Here is an 18601-nt window from a genome sequence, read left to right as displayed (position 1 = left end):
GTTCAGGTTTTGGCGGGAATGACTTCCAGCACGCGGATCAATTGCGGCGTGGGGTAATGCCAGCGCACATCCACGTCCCAGAATTGCGCGCCGTATTCCCGCTCGGGCGCGGGCGTCTGATACGCCGGCCGCGGATCCTGGGCCAGGCATTGCCCGATCAACTCGACCAAGGGCTCCGACAGGCGCTGTGCATGCCCCTGGGCCTGCTGCAGCGCGCTGTCCGTCCACTGCACCGCAATCGCTGGCGGCGCTGCACTGGCGATGCGGTTGGCGGCACTGTCGATGATGTCGGCGTAAGGCACGTAGGGCTTGATGTCGAGAATCGGCGTGCCGTCCAGCAGGTCGATGCCGGATATCCACAGGCGACCGGCCTCGACCTTGTCCAGCTTCACCACGGATTGGCCAATGCCATTGGGCCGATGTGTCGCGCGGGTGGCGAACACGCCCATGGATTTGTTGCCGCCGAGGCGAGGAGGGCGGACCTTGAGCCGTGGCTTTTCTTCCAATGCCTGATGAAACAGGAACAGCAGCCACACATGGCTGACCTGTTCCAGACCCTGCACCGCATCGCCCTGATCGAACGGCGCCACCAGTTCCAGCACGCCACGGGCGGCGGGGGCCAGTTGCGGCTGGCGCGGGATGGCGAACTTTTCCTTGAAACAGGAACGCACGAAGCCGATGGGGGAAACGCTGTAGGTCATGGGGTGGGATCGAGGCGGGGTGTGGGCGAGCATGATAACTCACACCGCTTCTTCGCGAGCAGGCTCGCTCCCACAGCTTCAGCGCTGTCCCTTGTGGGAGCGAACCTGCTCGCGATGATCGCGCCATCGGTCTAGAGGCTGAACCCACCATCCAGAGCAATGATGTTCCCGGTCATGTACGCCCCGGCCGTACTCGCCAGGCTGATCGCCAGGGCGGCCATCTCTTCTTCGCGGCCCCAACGCTTCATCGGGATCAGCGCCGTGTCCTGCGCCAGCGCCTGTTCATCATTGCCGATGTGCTGCGTCATCTTGCTTGGGAAGCGCCCGGGGGCGATCACGTTGACGTTGATGTGCTGGCTCACCAGTTCTCGCGCCAGGATCCGCGACAACTGGTGCAGCGCCGCTTTACTCGGCCCGTAGGCATAAGCCTGTTCGCCAAAGGAGGAAATCCCCGCCACCGAGCCGATATTGATGATCCGCGCCGGATTCGCCGCAGAACCGCCTTTGCGCAACAGCGGCAACAGTTGCTGGATGCAGATGAACACCGAGGTCACGTTGAGCTGCATGACCTTTTCCCAGCCCTTGACCGGATAGGTCTCCAACGGTGCGCCCCAGGTGGTGCCGGCGTTGTTCACCAGGATGTCCAGGTGGGTCAGGCGTTCGCCCAGGTGCGTTGCCAGTTGCTGCACACCTTCCTCGGTGGCCAGGTTGGCGGCCACCCCGTGGCAAATGCCGAATGCGTTCAATTCTTCAGCGGTTTGCAGGCAGGCCTCGGCGTCCCGCGCACAGACGTACACCGTGGCGCCCGCCTCGACGTAGGCCTTGGCGATCATTTTGCCGATGCCACGAGTGCCGCCGGTCACCAGCGCGGTGCGGCCTTGCAGGGAAAAGTAAGGGTGCATGGCAAATCCTGAGAGCTGAGGGTCACTACACCCTAGTCGTCAGCCGCTTGCAGCGGAGCCACTATTTTCACGAAGAATGAAAGGTCATTCGCCTATCTGTAGGCGCTGGCTTGCTAGCGAAGGTCGTCGACGATAACGCGTGAAACCTGAAAATACGCGCGCTCTCAGGTTCTTCGTCGGAACGCCGCCCGGAGCAAGCTCGCTCCTACAGTTGGAAGCGGTTACTGCGGACGTACGCGCAGCGTCAGCCCCTTGAGGAAGTTGCGCAGCAACTGGTCGCCGCACGGACGGTAGTTGGTGTGGCCGAACTTGCGAAACAATGCGCTCAGTTCCGGCTTGGACACCGGGAATTCGGCGGCCTTGAGGATCGCGTGCATGTCGTCTTCCTTCAGCTCGAACGCCACGCGCAGCTTTTTCAGGATGATGTTGTTGGTGACCGGCACTTCGATCGGCTGCGGCGGACGGCTGTCGTCCTTGCCGCGCTTGAAGATCACCAGGCCATCGAGGAAATGCGCCATGACCTCGTCCGGGCAGCGTACGAAGCCTTCCTCGTCTTCTTCCTTCTTGTCCAGGTACGCCTTCAAGTCGTCGAGCGCCACGTCCATGCCGCCGAGCTTGATGATCTCGATGACTTTCTTGTCGCTGATGTCGAGCATGTAGCGCACGCTGCGCAGTACGTCGTTATGAATCATGGTGTGCAATCCTGATTTCGGCAGTGGGCGCCGCGCATGAGCGGCGCCGGAATGTGGGGGGCGTGAAAAGCCCTAGAACTTCTCTTTGCCCGACAGGTAGCGCCATTGGCCCAACGGTACTTTGCCGATGGACACGCCGCCGATGCGGATGCGGCGGATGGCGACCGCCTTCAGGCCGACGGCCTGGCAGAACAGGGCGATCACGCCCGGTTGCGGGTTCTTCAACGCGAAGCGCAGGCGGTTTTCGTTCTGCCAGCTGGCTTTGACCGCTGGCAGCTCCTTGCCCTTATAGGTCAGGCCGTGCTGCAAGCGGTTTAGACCGTGTTCGACCATGTCGCCTTCGACGTCGACCACGTACTCCTGTTCGATTTTCGCCGCGTCGGCCGTGAGCTTGCGCAGGATTTTCCAGTCCTGGGTGAACACCAGCAGGCCGCTGGCGTTCGGTTGCAGGTCGGTGCTGGCGGTCAGGCGCAGGAAGTGCCCGCGCAATGGCCGTTTGCCGAAGCGGTGTTCTTCGCTCAGGGTCTCGGCGCTGATGCTGGCCATGGCCGTCTCGGCGTCGATGCCCGGCGCCACGTTGAGCAGCAGGGTCACCGGCTCGGGCGCCGTGGCCTTGGCCTCGGGGTCGAGCGCGACGGTCTGGGTACCCACCTTGAACTGCGGTTCGTCGATGACTTCGCCGTCCACGGTGACCCAGCCGCCTTCGATGAACAGCTCAGCCTCCCGACGGGAGCAGCCGACCAGTTCGATCAGGCGTTTGGAGAGACGAATCGGGTCAGTCATGACAGGGCCGTAACAAAAAAGGGGTGTGCATTGTACCTGCTTGGCAGGTTTTATGTGGGAGCGAGCCTGCAGCTGACTGCAATGGCATCTGACCCATCGCTATCGCGAACAGGCTCGCTCCCACAGGGGTCAGGCTTTGCGGGTCAGTGGCTCGGCTCGGCGCAAGCGCATGTGCAATAACGGGTAAGGCTGGCCCATGCCGTCATGTTCGGTGCGCCCGATCACCTCGAAGCCCTGCTTGAAGTAGAACCCCAGCGCCTGCGGGTTCTGTTCGTTGACGTCCAGCTCATCGGCGTTCATGTGCTCCATGGCGTAGCGCAGCAGCTGCTTGCCCAGGCCCTGGCCGCGGTGCGCCGGGTCGATGAAGAGCATTTCTATCTTGCCCGCCGCCACCCCGGCGAACCCGGTGATGCGCTGGCGCGAGTCCTTGGTGCAGATCAGCATCACCGCGTCGAGGTAGCGGGTCAGCACCAGGTTTTTCAACAGCTCGATGTAGCTGTCGGGCAGGAAGTCGTGGGTGGCGCGGACCGAGTCTTCCCAGACCCGGGTCAGTTCCGGATAGTCACTCTGTTTCGGTGTGTGGATGACCGCATGTTGGCGCATGGCCAGAGGCCCCTTTGGCAGTGAATGGTGCGTGTCCTTTCTACCCATACGATAGCCGTAAAAAAGCCCCGCATCTCGTGTAGAGAGCGGGGCTTTGAGGGCTTTTCGCGTTTAGATCTGTTCGGCCCAGAGGTCGTATTCGTCGGCGTCGGTCACTTTGCACCAGACCTTGTCGCCCGGCTTGAGGTTGCTGCCGTTATCGATGAACACGTTGCCGTCGATTTCCGGAGCATCGAAGAAGCAGCGGCCGACCGCGCCTTGCTCGTCGACTTCATCGACCAGCACTTCGATTTCACGGCCGATGCGCATCTGCAGGCGCGCCGAGCTGATTTCCTGCTGGTGCGCCATGAAGCGCTCCCAACGGTCCTGCTTGACCTCGTCCGGGACGATTTCCAGGTCCAGGTCGTTGGCCGGGGCGCCGTCCACCGGCGAGTACTGGAAGCAGCCAACGCGGTCGAGCTGGGCTTCGGTCAGCCAGTCCAGCAGGTACTGGAAGTCTTCTTCGGTTTCGCCCGGGAAGCCGACGATGAAGGTCGAGCGGATGATCAGGTCCGGGCAGATTTCGCGCCAGTTCTTGATCCGTGCCAGGGTCTTGTCCTCGAACGCCGGGCGTTTCATCGACTTCAAGACTTTCGGGCTGGCGTGCTGGAACGGGATGTCCAGGTACGGCAGGATCTTGCCGGCGGCCATCAGCGGGATCAGCTCGTCGACGTGCGGGTACGGGTAGACATAGTGCAGGCGTACCCAGACGCCGAGGGTGCTCAGGGCCTCGCAGAGTTCGGTCATGCGGGTTTTCACCGGCGCGCCGTTCCAGAAACCGGTGCGGTATTTCACGTCCACGCCGTAGGCGCTGGTGTCCTGGGAGATCACCAGCAGTTCCTTGACACCGGACTTGACCAGGCGCTGGGCCTCGTCGAGCACGTCACCCACCGGGCGGCTGACCAGTTTGCCGCGCATCGACGGGATGATGCAGAAGCTGCAGCTGTGGTTGCAGCCTTCGGAAATCTTCAGGTAGGCGTAGTGGCGCGGGGTCAGCTTGATGCCCTGTGGTGGCACCAGGTCGATCAGCGGGTTGTGATCCTGTTTCGGCGGCACCACTTCGTGCACCGCGTTGACCACTTGCTCGTACTGCTGCGGACCGGTCACGGCCAGCACGCTCGGGTGTACGTCGCGGATGTTGCCTTCTTCGACACCCATGCAGCCGGTGACGATGACCTTGCCGTTTTCCTTGATGGCTTCGCCGATCACTTCCAGGGATTCAGCCTTGGCCGAGTCGATGAAACCGCAGGTGTTGACCACCACCACGTCGGCGTCCTGATAGGTGGACACAACGTCATACCCTTCCATGCGCAGCTGGGTCAGGATGCGCTCGGAGTCGACCAGTGCTTTCGGGCAACCCAGGGATACGAAACCAACCTTTGGATTGGCTGGCGCAGGAGTGGTGGACATGTCTAACCTCGGTATAGGTGCTGCCCGACCTTCTGGGTGGGGCGACAGACGGACGCTTGGCGTCCTGCCTCGTGAATACGCTGTTTTTTGACGAGTGACTGTTGGGGCCAGGCAAGGCGCCGCGCCGAGTCATAGCTGGCTATGGCGAGAAGCGGCAACGCAGCATGGCGACAACAGGCACCGTCAAAAGGCAGCAGTGATTCGCGAGGCGGGACGCTTAGGCGCCTCTGATCAAAAAGTGCGCAATTCTAGCGACGGGAAGCGCACTTGACCAGCTTTAAGAAGGGAAAAACGACGAGTGCTGCGCTATGCTTCGCGCCTTTGAGCTTTACCGGTTTTTCAGTCAAGAAAATGTCTGTAACAACAAGTTAAGCGCATGCTGCGTGCAAAGCATGCGGCTTCTTTAAAATGCGGTCCAGTCTGGGTAGTAGGAGTGGTGGATGGGTCAGGCAAGTAGTCAGGCTGCGAGCGCGGGGCATTCGGCGACGAAGCCGATCGGCATGTTGGTCGCGGCGGTCGGGGTGGTTTATGGCGATATCGGCACGAGCCCGTTGTACACCCTCAAGGAAGTGTTTTCCGGGGGATATGGCGTACCGGTCAACCACGACGGCGTGCTGGGCATCCTGGCCCTGATCTTCTGGTCGTTGATCTGGGTGGTTTCGATCAAGTACATGATGTTTGTTCTGCGCGCCGACAACCAGGGCGAAGGCGGGATCATGGCATTGACCGCCCTGGCGCGCCGGGCGGCCGCGGGGCATGCGAAACTGCGCACCCTGCTGGTGGTCTGCGGCTTGATCGGCGCGGCGCTGTTTTATGGCGACAGCATGATCACCCCGGCGATTTCCGTGCTCTCGGCCATCGAAGGGCTGGGGCTGGCCTTCGAGGGCATCGACCATTGGGTGGTGCCGCTGTCGCTGATCGTGCTGGTGGCGTTGTTCCTGATCCAGCGGCACGGCACGGCGCGCATCGGCATCCTGTTCGGGCCGATCATGGTCACCTGGTTCGTCGTCCTGGGCGCGTTGGGCGTCTACGGCATCCTGCAACACCCGGAGGTGCTGCAAGCGCTGAACCCGGCGTGGGGCGTGCGCTTCTTCATTGTCCACCCGGGCATGGGCGTGGCGATCCTCGGTGCGGTGGTGTTGGCGTTGACCGGCGCCGAAGCGCTGTACGCCGACATGGGCCACTTCGGCCGCAAGCCCATTGCCCGTGCCTGGTTCATCCTGGTGCTGCCGGCGCTGGTGCTGAACTACTTCGGCCAGGGAGCCCTGCTGCTCGGTGACCCGGAAGCGGCGCGCAATCCCTTCTACCTGCTGGCGCCAAGCTGGGCGCTGATTCCACTGGTCGGCCTGTCGACCCTGGCCACGGTGATCGCCTCGCAGGCGGTGATTTCCGGCGCCTTCTCCCTGACCCGCCAGGCGATCCAGCTCGGCTACATTCCGCGCATGCACATCCAGCACACTTCCAGTGCGGAGCAGGGTCAGATCTACATCGGCGCGGTGAACTGGTCGCTGATGGTCGGTGTGATCCTGTTGGTGCTGGGCTTCGAGTCCTCCGGCGCCCTGGCCTCGGCCTACGGTGTGGCGGTGACGGGCACCATGCTGATGACCACCATCCTGGTGTCGGCGGTAATCCTGCTGCTGTGGAAATGGCCGCCGCTCCTCGCGGTACCGGTGCTGCTGGGTTTCCTGCTGGTGGACGGGCTGTACTTCGCCGCCAACGTGCCGAAAATCATTCAGGGCGGGGCGTTCCCTGTGATTGCCGGTATCGCGTTGTTCGTGTTGATGACCACCTGGAAGCGCGGCAAGCAATTGCTGGTGGAGCGCATGGACGAGGGCGGATTGCCGCTGCCGATTTTCATCAGCAGCATCCGCGTCCAGCCACCGCACCGAGTCCAGGGCACTGCCGTATTCCTTACCGCCCGTCCGGACGCCGTGCCCCACGCGCTGTTGCATAACCTGTTGCACAACCAGGTGCTGCATGAGCAGGTCGTGTTGCTCACTGTCGTGTACGAGGACATCCCGCGCGTCCCGCCGACCCGCCGCTTCGAGGTCGAATCCCATGGCGAAGGCTTCTTCCGGGTGATCCTGCACTTTGGCTTCGTCGACGAGCCGGACGTGCCGGAAGCGCTGAAACTGTGCCACCTCGACGACCTCGACTTCAGCCCGATGCGCACCACCTATTTCCTCAGCCGCGAGACGGTCATCGCCTCCAAGCTCGAAGGCATGGCCCGCTGGCGCGAGGCGCTGTTCGCCTTCATGCTGAAGAACGCCAATGGCAATCTGCGGTTTTTCAACCTGCCGCTGAACCGGGTGATCGAGTTGGGGACGCAGGTGGAGATGTAAGCCCGCCACTTCAAAAAGCCCCCGCCAGCCTTGCGCCAGCGGGGTTTTTTTGTGTCTGACGAAGGTCCCTGCGGGAGTGGGCTCGCTCGCGAAGGCATCCTGTCAGCCACTCTTGATAAGTCTGATACACCGCTTCCGCGAACAGGCACGCTCCCACAAGGGGGGCGGTATGGCACTGGGATAAAAAAGCCCCCGCTACCATGAGGTAGCGGGGGCTTTTTGTCAGGCGGGGCTCAGGTCACTCCTGCACCGTCTCGTCTTTTGCCTGGCGCTTCTCGATCACCTCCACCAGCCGCTGGGCCAGTTTCGGGTAGTTTTCGTCGAAGTGGTGGCCGCCGGGCAGTTTGATCGCTTCGCCCACGGCGGTCTTGTCGGTGCAGCCGCTTTCGTCGGTTTCTTCTTCACCGTAGATGCACACCACTTTGTCCGCTGGCAGCTTGGCCATTTCCGGGCCGGTGGCGGCTTCCTTGCCGGCGTTGCCGAGCCAGCCTTCGACTTCGATTTCGAAGCTGCCGGTGCGGGCGAAGGCGAGCAGGATGATGGCGTCGACCCGTTGCTGCTCCGCTGGCTCCAGACGGTTGTAGATGGCGGGCAACACGTCGGCGCCGAACGAGTAACCGGTCAGGATGAAGCGCTTGGTGCCCCATTTCTGCCGGTAGTGCTGCATCAGTTCGGCCAGGTCCAGGGCGCTCTGTTCAGGGCTCTTGTGTTGCCAGTAGTAACGCAGGGTGTCGATGCCGACGACCGGGTAGCCGATCTTGGCCATTTCGCCCGCGACATCGCGGTCGAGGTCGCGCCAGCCGCCGTCGCCGGAGAGGAACAGGGTGACGGTGTCCCTGGCCTGGCCAGCCGGCACTTCAACCACGGGGATCTGCAGGCCACCGGCCGCTTTATCACCGCCGACGAGCAGCTTGCGCAGCTCGTTGTTCAGCACTTGCGGCAGGTTGATGTCGTAGTCGCTGATGCTGGTTTCGGCGTTCGGCTGGTCGCGTACGAAGCCAGCGCTGGTGTCGTCCGGGTTGTCGTTCCATGCCACCAGCCAGTGGCCGTGGGCGGCGCTTTTCGGCAGCAGGTGCGTGCAACCGGGTTTCTCCAGGGCCAGGTCCACCGAAACGGCCTGGGCCTTGTCGTCTTTCTGTTCCGACAACCAGCGCCAGGCCAGCACGGCGCCGGGGCCGATGCCGCTGACCAGGGTCGCCGGACCTTTGAGTTCCCTCAGGCCTGTTTGCAGGGCACGGCTTTGCAGCAGGCATTCCTTGGGCAGGATCACCTGGACAATCTGCGCCGAGCCGCTGCGACTCAGGGTCGTCAGTTGCTTGTCACTGAGCTTTTGTTCGTCAGTGACCGCCACCAGCACCTGGGCCCGTGGTGTGTTGCCGGGAATGACCCGGGTCATGACAGTACCGTCGGCCGGGGTCAGCCGTTCGAGGGTCGGTTCTGGCGCCGGGCGTTTGAGGTACCAGTAACCGCCACCGAGGATCAGGGCCAGCACGATCAGCGTGCCCAAAACGTAGCGCAAGGAGCGTTGAATCATCAGCGTTTCACCAATCCAGTCAAGCCGCCTGCAATCAGGGCGGCAGTGTCGGCCAAGGCAACCAGCGGATCGAGTCCGGCGGGCACGGCCATGTAACGGGGTTCCCAGTCAGGCTGGAACTTGTCTTTGAAGCGGCGCAAGCCTTGGAAATTGTAGAGCTGCTCACCACGGCGGAAGACCATCGAGCCCAGGCGCTGGGTCAGGGGTGCACCGCGACGGGGTTGCAACCCCGACAGTGGCACCATGCCCAGGCTGAAGCGCGCGTATCCGTGACTCTTATAGTGTTGAATCAGGCCGACCATCATGAATTCCATGGTCAGCTTGGGTGCTTCGGGGTGCGCGCGCATCAGGTCGAGGCTGGCCAGGTCGTGGCCATAGGTCTCGAGCAAGTTGGCGAACGCCACCGGGCGTCCTTCGAAACGAATCACCGCAATACGGAAATGCTTGAGGTAATCGTCGCTGAAGCGGCCGAGCGAGAAGCCTTTCTCGCGCACGTTCTTGCCGGTGAGCCAGGCATCGGAAATCACCTTCAGCTCATCCATCGGCGCCTGGCCCGGCTCATGGATCTCCAGCGACAGGCCGTCGCGGGTGCCACGGTTCCAGGTGTAGCGCAGGTCTTTCATCTCCTTGCCCTTGGCTTCCAGATCAAAGCGCTGCAAATCGACCCGCGCCTCTTCGCCCAGCTTGATCGCGGTCAGGCCGATGTCCATGTAGTACGGCAGGTTCTCGGCACGGACCTGATAGAACACCGGGCGCGCATGGTGGATGTCGCACAGGTCGCGGAACTGCCAGATCATTTCCGCCCGAGGCTGGGCCGGGCCGATCGGATCGTACAGGGCCACCAGGCTGCGCCCACGGCGGGCATACATCAGGAACGCCTCGTCGTTGGGGTGGAACAGCAGCGCCTTGTCACCGGTCAGGGCCAGGCCGCCGTCCGGCTGGGCCGAGGCCATGAGGATTTTGTGCGCGCGCTCCAGTTCGTCGGGGGTTGGCAGGTGGATCACCGGACGCGCCGTGCGCAGCAGCCAGGTCAGGGACACGATCACCAGCAGCACGGCGGCGCCGAGCAGTGAGCGCAGACCACGCGGGGCGTCGGCGTCGAGGGTGAACTGCCACCAGAGTTGATGGCTGTACGGAACGTCCTGATAGGCGAACAGCAGCAGCCAGATCGACGCGCCCAGCACACACAGGCTCGCCACCAGGAACAGCGGCGAGAAGGGCAATTCGGTCAGTCGGCTCGGGCGATAGAAGGAGCGCCGGAAAACGCCGAGCAGGGCGGCTGTCAGGGTCATCAGACTGGCTTCTTCCCAGTCGAAGCCCTTGAGCAGCGACAGCACCGCGCCGACCAGCAACAGAATGGTGGTCAGCATCCAGGCGGCAGACAACCGCCGACGCAGGCCCTGGGCGAGCAACAGGCAGAGCACACCGACCAGGCTGGCGCCAAAGTGCGAGGCGTCGACCAGTCGATGGGGAATCAGGAAACCGATGTGTTCCAGGCGTGTGTCGATTTCCGGGGTCACGCCGGAGAACAGCAGCACCACGCCCGAAAGGAACACCAGCACCGCCAGGATCGGCGCGGCCAGGCCCGAGGCGGCGCGCAACGACTGGCGGGTCTGGAACAAGCGCTGGCCTTCGTTGATCAGCAGCAGCAGGCTCGCCACCAGCAGTGGCAGCACCACGTAGATCAGGCGATAGAGCAGCAGGGCGGCTGCCAGTGGTGCGGCCCCCAGTTTGTCGGCGAAAGCGGCCAGCAGGATCGCCTCGAACACCCCGACCCCACCGGGAACGTGGCTGAGCACGCCGGCGGCAAGGGCCAGCAGGTACACCAGCAGGAATGCACCGAAGGGTGGCGCTTCGGGCAGCAACAGATAAAGCACGGTCGCGGCGGCGGCCACGTCCAGGGCGGTGATGATCAGTTGCAGGAAGGTCAGGCGGCGGCCCGGAAGGCGCAGGGTGCGACGGCCGATCCTGACCAGCAGGTTGTCCGCGTAAGGTTGTTCCGGCAGGCGACGGCGATAGATGCCGATGGCCAGCACACAGAACAGCAGTAGCACTGCGGCGGCCACCGTGCCAAGCAAGCCTTGGGACAGGCCAAGGGCGAGGGAGGCGGCGGGCAGGTTGCTGAGGGTTGCCAGCGCCGCCAGTGGCGGAAGGGCGCAGCCGAGCGAGAGGCTGGCGAACAGCGTCATGCGGGCGACTTCTCCCGCCCCCAGGCCATGCCGTGCATATAAACGGTAGCGAACCGATCCGCCGGAAAGCATCGACAGGCCGATGGCGTTGCCGATGGCGAATGCCGTGAAACCGCCCAGGGCCAGGATGCGCGGTGGCAGGGTGGCGCCGGCATAGCGGCTGGCCGACCACTCATAGCCCAGCAGGATGACGAAGCCGACCACGGTCGCCGCGAACGCGCCCAGCAAGGCCGGTTTCGGTATTTCAAGAATCGAGTCATGCAGAGCGTACAGATCGAGCTCGCTCAGCAGGTGGCGACAGGCAATCAGCGCGATCGCGAACAGCAGCAGTGTGACCGCCAGGCCGATGGGCTGACGATACTTGCTGACCAGATCAAGCCAGCGCAGACGCTCGGCCTTGATCGGTTGTGTCGCGGTGACGGGGTCTTGTGGATCAGACGAGTTGGCGCGCATCAATCACCTCTTGGATTGTGCGCGACAGGATGGAGGTATCCAGCCAAGTAACCAATCCCTGTAGAAAAAAATAATCACGAATTTTAACGCTTCTCACCGATGGTCGGCGATGGCCTGTCACGTTCGATCTGCGAATCAGCATAGCTTGATCCCGGTGCGTTGTGGCGGGCGAACGCTTCATAGCAGGATGACAGGTCATTGTTGCGAAAGGACTTTTTCAACAGACACAAAAAAGGCCACTCTTTCGAGTGGCCTTTCTTGATGTTGGTTGCGGGAGCCGGATTTGAACCGACGACCTTCGGGTTATGAGCCCGACGAGCTACCAGGCTGCTCCATCCCGCGTCTGTGTGGCGGCATTCTACAGGCGAACGGCGGGGTGTCAACCGTTAATGCGGGATAGGGTCAAATAAGTGTTGAAATGCGGCAATCGGTCGCAGTGCAGATCTAAGTTTCGGAATCAGAACGATTTCTTGTTCGGCACACAAAACAGGCGCGCACAAAAAAGGCCACTCTTTCGAGTGGCCTTTCTTGATGTTGGTTGCGGGAGCCGGATTTGAACCGACGACCTTCGGGTTATGAGCCCGACGAGCTACCAGGCTGCTCCATCCCGCGTCTATGGGTCGGCATTCTACAGCGGATCGCCGAGCTGTCAACCTCCAATTTGGATAAAACCTGTTCCTGTTCAATTGGTTAGCTTGAGCGCGGGGCGGTGTAATCGGCTGTGACGCAGGCGGGGCAAGGGTTTCAGCTCTATTGTGAGCCAGCTTTCGATTGAAAAAATAAATTCATCGGCGATTATTCCTACCATTGGATAAGAACATTCAGAGTACTGGTGCTATATACAGTTGTCAGTGAGATACTGCCGATCCGCTATGTACTGCCAACTTATTTACGCCATGAACACTGCTTTGCCATGACCCAGCGAAAAATCATCCATGTTGATTGTGACTGCTTCTACGCCGCCATCGAGATGCGTGACGACCCGCGCCTGGCTGGCAAACCCCTGGCAGTGGGTGGGTCGGCGGATCGGCGCGGAGTGATTGCCACGTGCAACTATGAGGCGCGGGCCTATGGCGTGCGCTCGGCGATGTCGTCCGGGCATGCATTGAAGCTGTGTCCGGACCTGACCATCGTCAAGCCGCGAATGGACGCATATAGAGAGGCGTCCAGGGAAATCCACACGATCTTTCGCGATTACACCGATCTGATCGAACCGCTGTCCCTGGACGAGGCGTACCTCGATGTGTCGGACAGCGCGCACTTCGGCGGCAGCGCGACACGTATCGCCCAGGACATCCGTCGCCGGGTGTCCAACCAGTTGCACATCACGGTCTCGGCGGGCGTGGCGCCGAACAAGTTTCTGGCCAAGATCGCCAGTGACTGGAAGAAGCCCAACGGGCTGTTCGTCATCACGCCCGATCAAGTCGAGGATTTTGTCAGCGGTCTGTCCGTCAACAAATTGCACGGCGTGGGCAAGGTGACCGCCGACAAGCTGGGGCGGCTTGGAATCGCCGATTGCCTGCAGTTGCGCGAGTGGGACAAGTTGGCGCTGGTGCGCGAATTCGGCAGCTTTGGCGAACGACTGTGGAGCCTGGCCCGTGGGATCGATGAGCGGCTAGTGCACAACGACAGTCGGCGGCAGTCGATCAGCGTCGAAAACACCTACGACACCGACCTGCCGGATCTGCGCAGCTGCCTGGATAAGTTGCCCGAGCTGATGGAGACCCTGGCCGGGCGCATGGCGCGAATCGACAGCAGCTATCGGCCGGGCAAGCCGTTCGTCAAAGTGAAGTTTCATGATTTCACCCAAACCACCCTGGAGCAGGCGGGGGCAGGTCGGGACCTTGGCAGTTATCAGCTGTTGCTGACCCAGGCGTTCAATCGCGGCGGCAAACCGGTTCGGTTGTTGGGGATTGGCGTACGGCTGGAGGACCTGCGGGGCGGGTTCGAGCAGATGGAGTTGTTCGAGCGGTAGGTTTGCGGCGACCTCAAGGGCCTCATCGCGAGCAGACTCGCTCCCACAGAGGTTGTGGTGACTGTGGGAGCGAGCCTGCTCGCGATGATTTCAGAAGTTAGTTCGGCCCCGGATCCGCCACCAAACGACCACCATCCTTGGCCAGTGACTTCATGAATTCGGTCTGCAACTCAGGGTCGTTGCGCGTCAGTTCGATCAGGCTCTGTTCCAGCTCGCTGGCTTCTTCCTCCAGGCCCAGTTCCGACAGGCGTTTGACCCGGTGCACCCACTGGCTCACTTCGCCGTCTTCGAGGTCGTCGTAAATCAGGCCATGGGCTTCGAGCAGTTTGCCACGCAGCGAACTGCTGACCGCCAGGCTCGAATCCGTATGCACATCGTCCTGGCCGTCCTCGACACGGATCAGCAACCGGCTCAGGTGATTGATGTCGCGTTCGGCGAAAGGGCTGTCCAACAGGTTCAGGCGCAAGACGCCGTTTTTATCGGTGCTCAGCTCGAACGTTTCCTTGCCGGCCTTGACCTCGACCGGACGCTCGCTCCACGGCAGGCTCGAGTACTCGGTGCGTTTGTCGAGCTGGACTTCGTCGATGCCGGCGAGGTTCTGCTGTGAGCGGCCGTTGGACGGTGCGTTCATGAACGGGTTGAGCCCGGCGATGCCGTAGCTGAACCAGTCCTTGGTCATGCTATCGGGCAGGTTGCCGAGGGCGAACACGTTGGCCACGTTCGCGCCGACACCGGCCACCACCGCCACCGCGCCCAGCGGGATCTCGTAGATCTCCCGCCAGGGTTGGTAAGGCGTGTAGCGATCGTAATGCCGCGTCACTTCGAACTCGGTGACTTCGAAAGTCTTTTGCTCGTGGATCTTCACCCGACGTTGCGGCAGCTCAAGCACCTTAGGCTCGCCGACATCGATCTGCAGGCGGTGGTCGAGCAGTTTGCGCTCGACACGTTCCTCGTGCTCGCTGCGTTGCGACATGTGGTTGGCACAGCCGCTGACCAGCAGGGCGCCGCACAGGGCGGCGCCACCGAGGCCTAAGGTGTTTCGCTTGAACATGACGTCTCTATCTGGTTTCAGCGGCGGATACGGGCCTGAAGGAACGACAGTACGTCAGCAACCGGCAGCGCTTGCGGCTCGGCCTCGGTACGGCTCTTGTATTCCAGGTTGCCTTCGGCGAGGCCGCGGTCGCTGACCACGATCCGGTGAGGAATGCCGATCAGCTCCATGTCCGCGAACTTGATGCCCGGGCTGGTTTTCTTGTCGCGATCGTCCAGCAGCACTTCGAACCCGGCAGCGGTCAACTCGGCGTACAGCTTGTCGGTGGCTTCGCGCACCTGCTCGGTTTCGTAGCGCAATGGCACCAGGGCGACCTGGAACGGCGCCAGCGTGTCGCTCCAGATGATCCCCTTGTCGTCGTTGCTCTGCTCGATGGCGGCGGCGACCACGCGGGACACGCCGATGCCGTAGCAACCCATTTCCAGGGTGACCGGCTTGCCGTTTTCGCCCAGCACTTCGCACTTCATCGCCTTGCTGTACTTGTTGCCCAGCTGGAAGATGTGCCCGACTTCGATGCCGCGCTTGATTTCCAGGGTGCCCTTGCCGTCCGGGCTCGGGTCGCCGCTGACCACGTTACGCAGGTCGGCCACGGTCGGCACTGGCAGGTCGCGCTCCCAGTTCACGCCGAAGTAGTGCTTGTCGTCGATGTTCGCGCCAATGCCGAAGTCGCTCATCAGCTCGACGGAGCGGTCGATGATCACGGGCAGCGGCAGGTTCAGCGGGCCGAGGGAACCGGCGCCGGCGCCAATGGCGTCGCGCAGTTCGGCGTCGGACGCCATCACCAGCGGGCTGGCCACGCCTGGCTGCTGGGCGGCCTTGATTTCGTTGAGTTCGTGGTCGCCACGGATCACCAGGGCAATCAGCTTGCCTTCTTCTTCGGCGTGCACGATCAGGGTCTTGATGGTCTTCTCAATCGGCAGATTGAATTTTTCCACCAGGGCGGCAATGGTCTTGGTGTCCGGGGTGTCCACCAGGCGCAGCTCTTCGCAAGGAGCAGGACGGGAGGTCTCCCGTGGCACGGCTTCGGCTTTCTCGATGTTGGCCGCGTAGTCGGAACCGTTGCTGAAGACGATATCGTCTTCGCCGGATTCGGCCAGGACGTGGAATTCGTGGGAGCCGGCACCGCCGATGGAGCCGTTGTCGGCTTCCACCGGACGGAATTTCAGGCCCAGGCGTGTGAACACGTTGCAGTAGGCCTGGTGCATGCGGTCATAGGTGACCTGCAGCGAGGCCTGGTCGGCGTGGAACGAATAGGCGTCTTTCATGATGAATTCGCGGCCGCGCATCAAACCGAAGCGTGGGCGGATTTCGTCACGGAACTTGGTCTGGATCTGATACAGGTTGATGGGCAGCTGCTTGTAGCTGCTCAGCTCGTTGCGCATCAGGTCGGTGATCACTTCCTCGTGGGTCGGGCCGGCACAGAAGTCACGATTGTGGCGATCCTTGAAGCGCAGCAATTCCGGGCCGTACTCTTCCCAGCGACCGGATTCCTGCCACAGTTCAGCCGGTTGGGTGCTCGGCATCAACACTTCCAAAGAGCCTGCGGCGTTCATTTCTTCGCGAACGACGGCTTCGACCTTGCGCATCACTCGCAAGCCCATCGGCAGCCAGGTGTACAGGCCCGAGGCGAGTTTGCGGATCATGCCGGCGCGCAGCATCAGCTGATGGCTGATCACAACCGCGTCGGAAGGCGTTTCTTTCTGTGTGGCGAGCAAAAATTGACTGGTGCGCATGGTTGGCCGTTATCGATTGCTGATGACGAGAAATGACGGAGCATTGTACGGGCGAGATCCGCTGGCGTACAGGCGTGCGGTCGGCGGTGTGGCAGGTGGGCGGGAATCTCCCCGCCCGTTGCGATGCTGGCTGGGTGAACGCCCTACGATTCTTCCGCAACTTGCGTGGGCGCCGGCTCCGGGGTGGGAGTGGGGCCTTCGCGCCGGCTCTCCTGGAACCAGTGCAAGGCAATCAACAGCAGTGTCGGAACGCCGAGCAGCGCGGTGATCAGGAAGAAATTGTGATAGCCGAATTTTTCCACCATGACCCCCGAGTAGCCGCCGATCAGGCGCGGCAGCAGGAGCATGATCGAGCTGAGCAGGGCGTATTGGGTGGCGGAGAACTTGAGGTTGGTCAGGCTCGACAGGTAGGCGACGAACGCCGAGGTCGCCAGGCCCGAGCTGAAGTTGTCCAGGGAAATGGTCACGATCAGCATGTTCAGGTTGGCGCCCATGTCGGCGAGCATCAGGAACAGCAGGTTGGTAGCGGCTGACGCCGCGCCGCCGATGAACAGGATTGGCAGGATGCCGAAACGCACGATCAGCAGGCCGCCCATGCCGGCCCCGACGAGGGTCATGATCAGGCCGAAGATCTTGCTGACGCTGGCAATCTGGTCCTTGGTGAAACCTTGGTCGATGTAGAAGACGTTGGCCATCACGCCCATGACCGTATCCGACATCCGATAGGTAGCGATCAGCCCGAGCAGCAGCAGCGCCTGCCAGCGGTAGCGCAGGATGAAGTCGTTGACCGGTGTCAGCACCGGCGCGAGGCCGCGGCGCCCCATGGCCGACAGGCACATGGCGGTCAGCGTGATATAGAGGATGGCGCGCAAGAAGGCACGATCCTCGAGCAGCAGGTCGAGCAGGCTGACACCGCCGAACAGTACGCTGGCGAAGTCGGTGTTGAAGAGCTGGGTGAAGGTCGCCGGCACGGACACCAGCAGCACGATCAGTACGAACACCGAGGCCAGTTGATGCACGAAGCTGTAGCGCCCGGCCTGCAGTTGCGTGCGCAGCGGCACCGGTGGTTCGCGCATGAACAGCGACGTCAGCAGCGCCGGGACCATCAGCACACCAAACAGCAGGTAAGTGCCGGCCCACGCCGAATGCTTGTAATTGAAGCCGGTGGAGCCGAAACCCTCGGCGAAGTACAGGGCGCCGGCGGTGGCCAGCAGTGCTGCCACTCGATAACCGGACATGTAGCTGGCGGCCAGCGCAGCCTGGCGGCTGTCGTCGGCGATTTCCAGGCGGTAGGCGTCGACCGCGATGTCCTGGGTCGCCGAGGCGAAGGCCACGAGTACGGCGATGGCGATCAGCCAGGACAGGTGTTTTTGCGGGTCGCAGAAACCCATGCCGATCAGACCCAGAATCACCAGTGCCTGGGAAAGCACCAGCCACGAACGACGGCGGCCGAGCTTGCCGAGCAACGGCAGGCGCCATTGATCGAGCAGCGGTGACCAGACCCATTTGAAGGCGTAGGCCAGACCGATCAGGCTGGCATAGCCAATGGTTTCGCGAGCCACACCGGCTTCGCGCAACCAGACCGAAAGCGTCGAAAATACCAGCATGTAGGGCAAGCCGGCGGCGAAACCAAGCAACAACAGCACAAGTGTCGAAGGGCTGGCATAGGCAGCAAGCGCGGCGCGCCAGGTTTTACGGGGCATGGGCTGAAGTCTGCCTCAAAATTTCAGAAACAAAGCGCGCACTCTAACCGCTGTGCTCTACCGGGCGCCAGCCATGGCACCGAATATCAACACGATTATTCAGGATGCTGATGCCTTCGTCGCGTAATCGTGCGCGCTGTTCGTCGCCTGAAGGGCTGCCGGCCGGCAGGCTGATTCTGCCGCCCGCACCGAGTACCCGATGCCAGGGCAGTTTGGTGTCGCCGGGCAGTTGGCTCAGGGTCCGGCCGACCCATCGCGCCGCGCGACCCAGGCCCGCCAGTTCGGCAAGCTGACCATAACTCACGACTTTGCCCTCGGGCACTTGCGCCAGGGTCAGGTAGAGCGCCGTGCGTCGGATTTGCGCGGCACTTTCGGTTTCGACGGTGGGATCGCTCACGTTGGGTTCCTGCAGGAGCGTAGGTGCTCGCGATGATCAATTGACGATAACGGGAACTGCCTGGAGCAAGGTGCCTCATTCGGTTTATCGCGGG

The 18601-nt window shown here is 62.3% G+C and carries 14 protein-coding genes and 2 tRNA genes; 2 read left to right on the top strand and 14 right to left on the bottom strand.

What is annotated here, in order from left to right; all coding sequences use genetic code 11:
• Positions 1 to 2: 2 nt before the first annotated feature.
• From tsaA to rimO, 6 genes are all read right to left on the bottom strand, one after another.
• Positions 3 to 701 carry a tRNA (N6-threonylcarbamoyladenosine(37)-N6)-methyltransferase TrmO gene (tsaA, locus tag IB249_RS05450; protein ID WP_192302469.1) on the bottom strand — a complete coding sequence of 233 codons (699 nt, stop codon included), beginning with the start codon at positions 699 to 701 and terminating at the stop codon, positions 3 to 5.
• Between the two features lie 131 nt (positions 702 to 832).
• The gene (locus IB249_RS05445) at positions 833 to 1603 is read right to left on the bottom strand and encodes an SDR family oxidoreductase (RefSeq protein WP_192302468.1); all 771 of its coding nucleotides are present in this window, start codon (positions 1601 to 1603) and stop codon (positions 833 to 835) included.
• 221 nt (positions 1604 to 1824) lie between these two features.
• Positions 1825 to 2295 (bottom strand): DUF1456 family protein, encoded by a 471-nt coding sequence (locus IB249_RS05440; protein WP_192302467.1) that lies wholly within the window; start codon positions 2293 to 2295, stop codon positions 1825 to 1827.
• A 72-nt stretch (positions 2296 to 2367) separates the two neighbouring features.
• Positions 2368 to 3078 (bottom strand): rRNA pseudouridine synthase, encoded by a 711-nt coding sequence (locus IB249_RS05435; RefSeq protein ID WP_192302466.1) that lies wholly within the window; start codon positions 3076 to 3078, stop codon positions 2368 to 2370.
• 129 nt (positions 3079 to 3207) lie between these two features.
• Positions 3208 to 3681: a GNAT family N-acetyltransferase gene (locus IB249_RS05430; protein ID WP_192302465.1), complete on the bottom strand. Its 474-nt coding sequence runs from the start codon at positions 3679 to 3681 to the stop codon at positions 3208 to 3210.
• 111 nt (positions 3682 to 3792) lie between these two features.
• Complete coding sequence (gene rimO, locus IB249_RS05425) at positions 3793 to 5130, bottom strand: 30S ribosomal protein S12 methylthiotransferase RimO (protein ID WP_192302464.1); 1338 nt, start codon at positions 5128 to 5130, stop codon at positions 3793 to 3795.
• A gap of 440 nt (positions 5131 to 5570) precedes the next feature.
• Here rimO and IB249_RS05420 point away from each other — a divergent pair, with 440 nt between their 5' ends.
• On the top strand, positions 5571 to 7472 hold the full coding sequence (locus tag IB249_RS05420; protein WP_192302463.1) for a potassium transporter Kup: 1902 nt from the start codon (positions 5571 to 5573) through the stop codon (positions 7470 to 7472).
• Between the two features lie 238 nt (positions 7473 to 7710).
• Here IB249_RS05420 and IB249_RS05415 read toward each other — a convergent pair whose 3' ends face one another.
• From IB249_RS05415 to IB249_RS05400, 4 genes are all read right to left on the bottom strand, one after another.
• Positions 7711 to 9006, bottom strand: a complete 1296-nt coding sequence (locus tag IB249_RS05415; protein ID WP_192302462.1) for a virulence factor family protein — start codon at positions 9004 to 9006, stop codon at positions 7711 to 7713.
• Positions 9006 to 11648 (bottom strand): bifunctional lysylphosphatidylglycerol flippase/synthetase MprF, encoded by a 2643-nt coding sequence (gene mprF, locus IB249_RS05410; protein WP_192302461.1) that lies wholly within the window; start codon positions 11646 to 11648, stop codon positions 9006 to 9008. Before mprF ends, IB249_RS05415 begins: the two co-directional genes overlap by 1 nt.
• 265 nt (positions 11649 to 11913) lie before the next feature.
• Positions 11914 to 11990, bottom strand: a tRNA-Met gene (locus IB249_RS05405).
• Between the two features lie 193 nt (positions 11991 to 12183).
• Positions 12184 to 12260: transfer RNA gene (locus IB249_RS05400), tRNA-Met, on the bottom strand.
• Between the two features lie 301 nt (positions 12261 to 12561).
• Here IB249_RS05400 and dinB point away from each other — a divergent pair.
• Positions 12562 to 13623, top strand: coding sequence for a DNA polymerase IV (dinB, locus tag IB249_RS05395; protein WP_192302460.1), 1062 nt, complete (start codon positions 12562 to 12564; stop codon positions 13621 to 13623).
• A 97-nt stretch (positions 13624 to 13720) separates the two neighbouring features.
• On the opposite strand, the gene IB249_RS05390 is transcribed toward dinB, so the two are convergent.
• The 4 genes from IB249_RS05390 to IB249_RS05375 all read right to left on the bottom strand — a co-directional run bounded on the left by IB249_RS05390 (position 13721) and on the right by IB249_RS05375 (position 18507).
• Positions 13721 to 14674: a hypothetical protein gene (locus IB249_RS05390; protein WP_192302459.1), complete on the bottom strand. Its 954-nt coding sequence runs from the start codon at positions 14672 to 14674 to the stop codon at positions 13721 to 13723.
• Between the two features lie 17 nt (positions 14675 to 14691).
• Positions 14692 to 16407 carry a proline--tRNA ligase gene (locus IB249_RS05385; protein ID WP_192302458.1) on the bottom strand — a complete coding sequence of 572 codons (1716 nt, stop codon included), beginning with the start codon at positions 16405 to 16407 and terminating at the stop codon, positions 14692 to 14694.
• A gap of 143 nt (positions 16408 to 16550) precedes the next feature.
• On the bottom strand, positions 16551 to 18110 hold the full coding sequence (locus IB249_RS05380) for an AmpG family muropeptide MFS transporter (protein ID WP_192302457.1): 1560 nt from the start codon (positions 18108 to 18110) through the stop codon (positions 16551 to 16553).
• A gap of 43 nt (positions 18111 to 18153) precedes the next feature.
• A complete protein-coding gene (locus IB249_RS05375; protein ID WP_192302456.1) occupies positions 18154 to 18507 on the bottom strand; it encodes an MGMT family protein in 354 nt (117 codons plus the stop codon).
• Between the last annotated feature and the right edge of the window lie 94 nt (positions 18508 to 18601).

This window comes from Pseudomonas sp. PDM04, from assembly GCF_014851765.1.
In the GTDB taxonomy this organism is placed as follows: domain Bacteria; phylum Pseudomonadota; class Gammaproteobacteria; order Pseudomonadales; family Pseudomonadaceae; genus Aquipseudomonas.
This window is presented reverse-complemented; position numbering and strand designations above follow the sequence as displayed.

Excerpts from the sequence above, each read along its gene's own strand:
- IB249_RS05380 (WP_192302457.1), bottom strand. The coding sequence starts at position 18,110 with ATGCCCCGTAAAACCTGGCGCGCCGCGCTTGCTGCCTATGCCAGCCCT.
- IB249_RS05435 (WP_192302466.1), bottom strand. The coding sequence starts at position 3,078 with ATGACTGACCCGATTCGTCTCTCCAAACGCCTGATCGAACTGGTCGGC.
- IB249_RS05440 (WP_192302467.1), bottom strand. The coding sequence starts at position 2,295 with ATGATTCATAACGACGTACTGCGCAGCGTGCGCTACATGCTCGACATC.
- mprF (WP_192302461.1), bottom strand. The coding sequence starts at position 11,648 with ATGCGCGCCAACTCGTCTGATCCACAAGACCCCGTCACCGCGACACAA.
- IB249_RS05415 (WP_192302462.1), bottom strand. The coding sequence starts at position 9,006 with ATGATTCAACGCTCCTTGCGCTACGTTTTGGGCACGCTGATCGTGCTG.
- IB249_RS05445 (WP_192302468.1), bottom strand. The coding sequence starts at position 1,603 with ATGCACCCTTACTTTTCCCTGCAAGGCCGCACCGCGCTGGTGACCGGC.
- tsaA (WP_192302469.1), bottom strand. The coding sequence starts at position 701 with ATGACCTACAGCGTTTCCCCCATCGGCTTCGTGCGTTCCTGTTTCAAG.
- dinB (WP_192302460.1), top strand. The coding sequence starts at position 12,562 with ATGACCCAGCGAAAAATCATCCATGTTGATTGTGACTGCTTCTACGCC.
- rimO (WP_192302464.1), bottom strand. The coding sequence starts at position 5,130 with ATGTCCACCACTCCTGCGCCAGCCAATCCAAAGGTTGGTTTCGTATCC.
- IB249_RS05385 (WP_192302458.1), bottom strand. The coding sequence starts at position 16,407 with ATGCGCACCAGTCAATTTTTGCTCGCCACACAGAAAGAAACGCCTTCC.
- IB249_RS05390 (WP_192302459.1), bottom strand. The coding sequence starts at position 14,674 with ATGTTCAAGCGAAACACCTTAGGCCTCGGTGGCGCCGCCCTGTGCGGC.
- IB249_RS05420 (WP_192302463.1), top strand. The coding sequence starts at position 5,571 with ATGGGTCAGGCAAGTAGTCAGGCTGCGAGCGCGGGGCATTCGGCGACG.
- IB249_RS05430 (WP_192302465.1), bottom strand. The coding sequence starts at position 3,681 with ATGCGCCAACATGCGGTCATCCACACACCGAAACAGAGTGACTATCCG.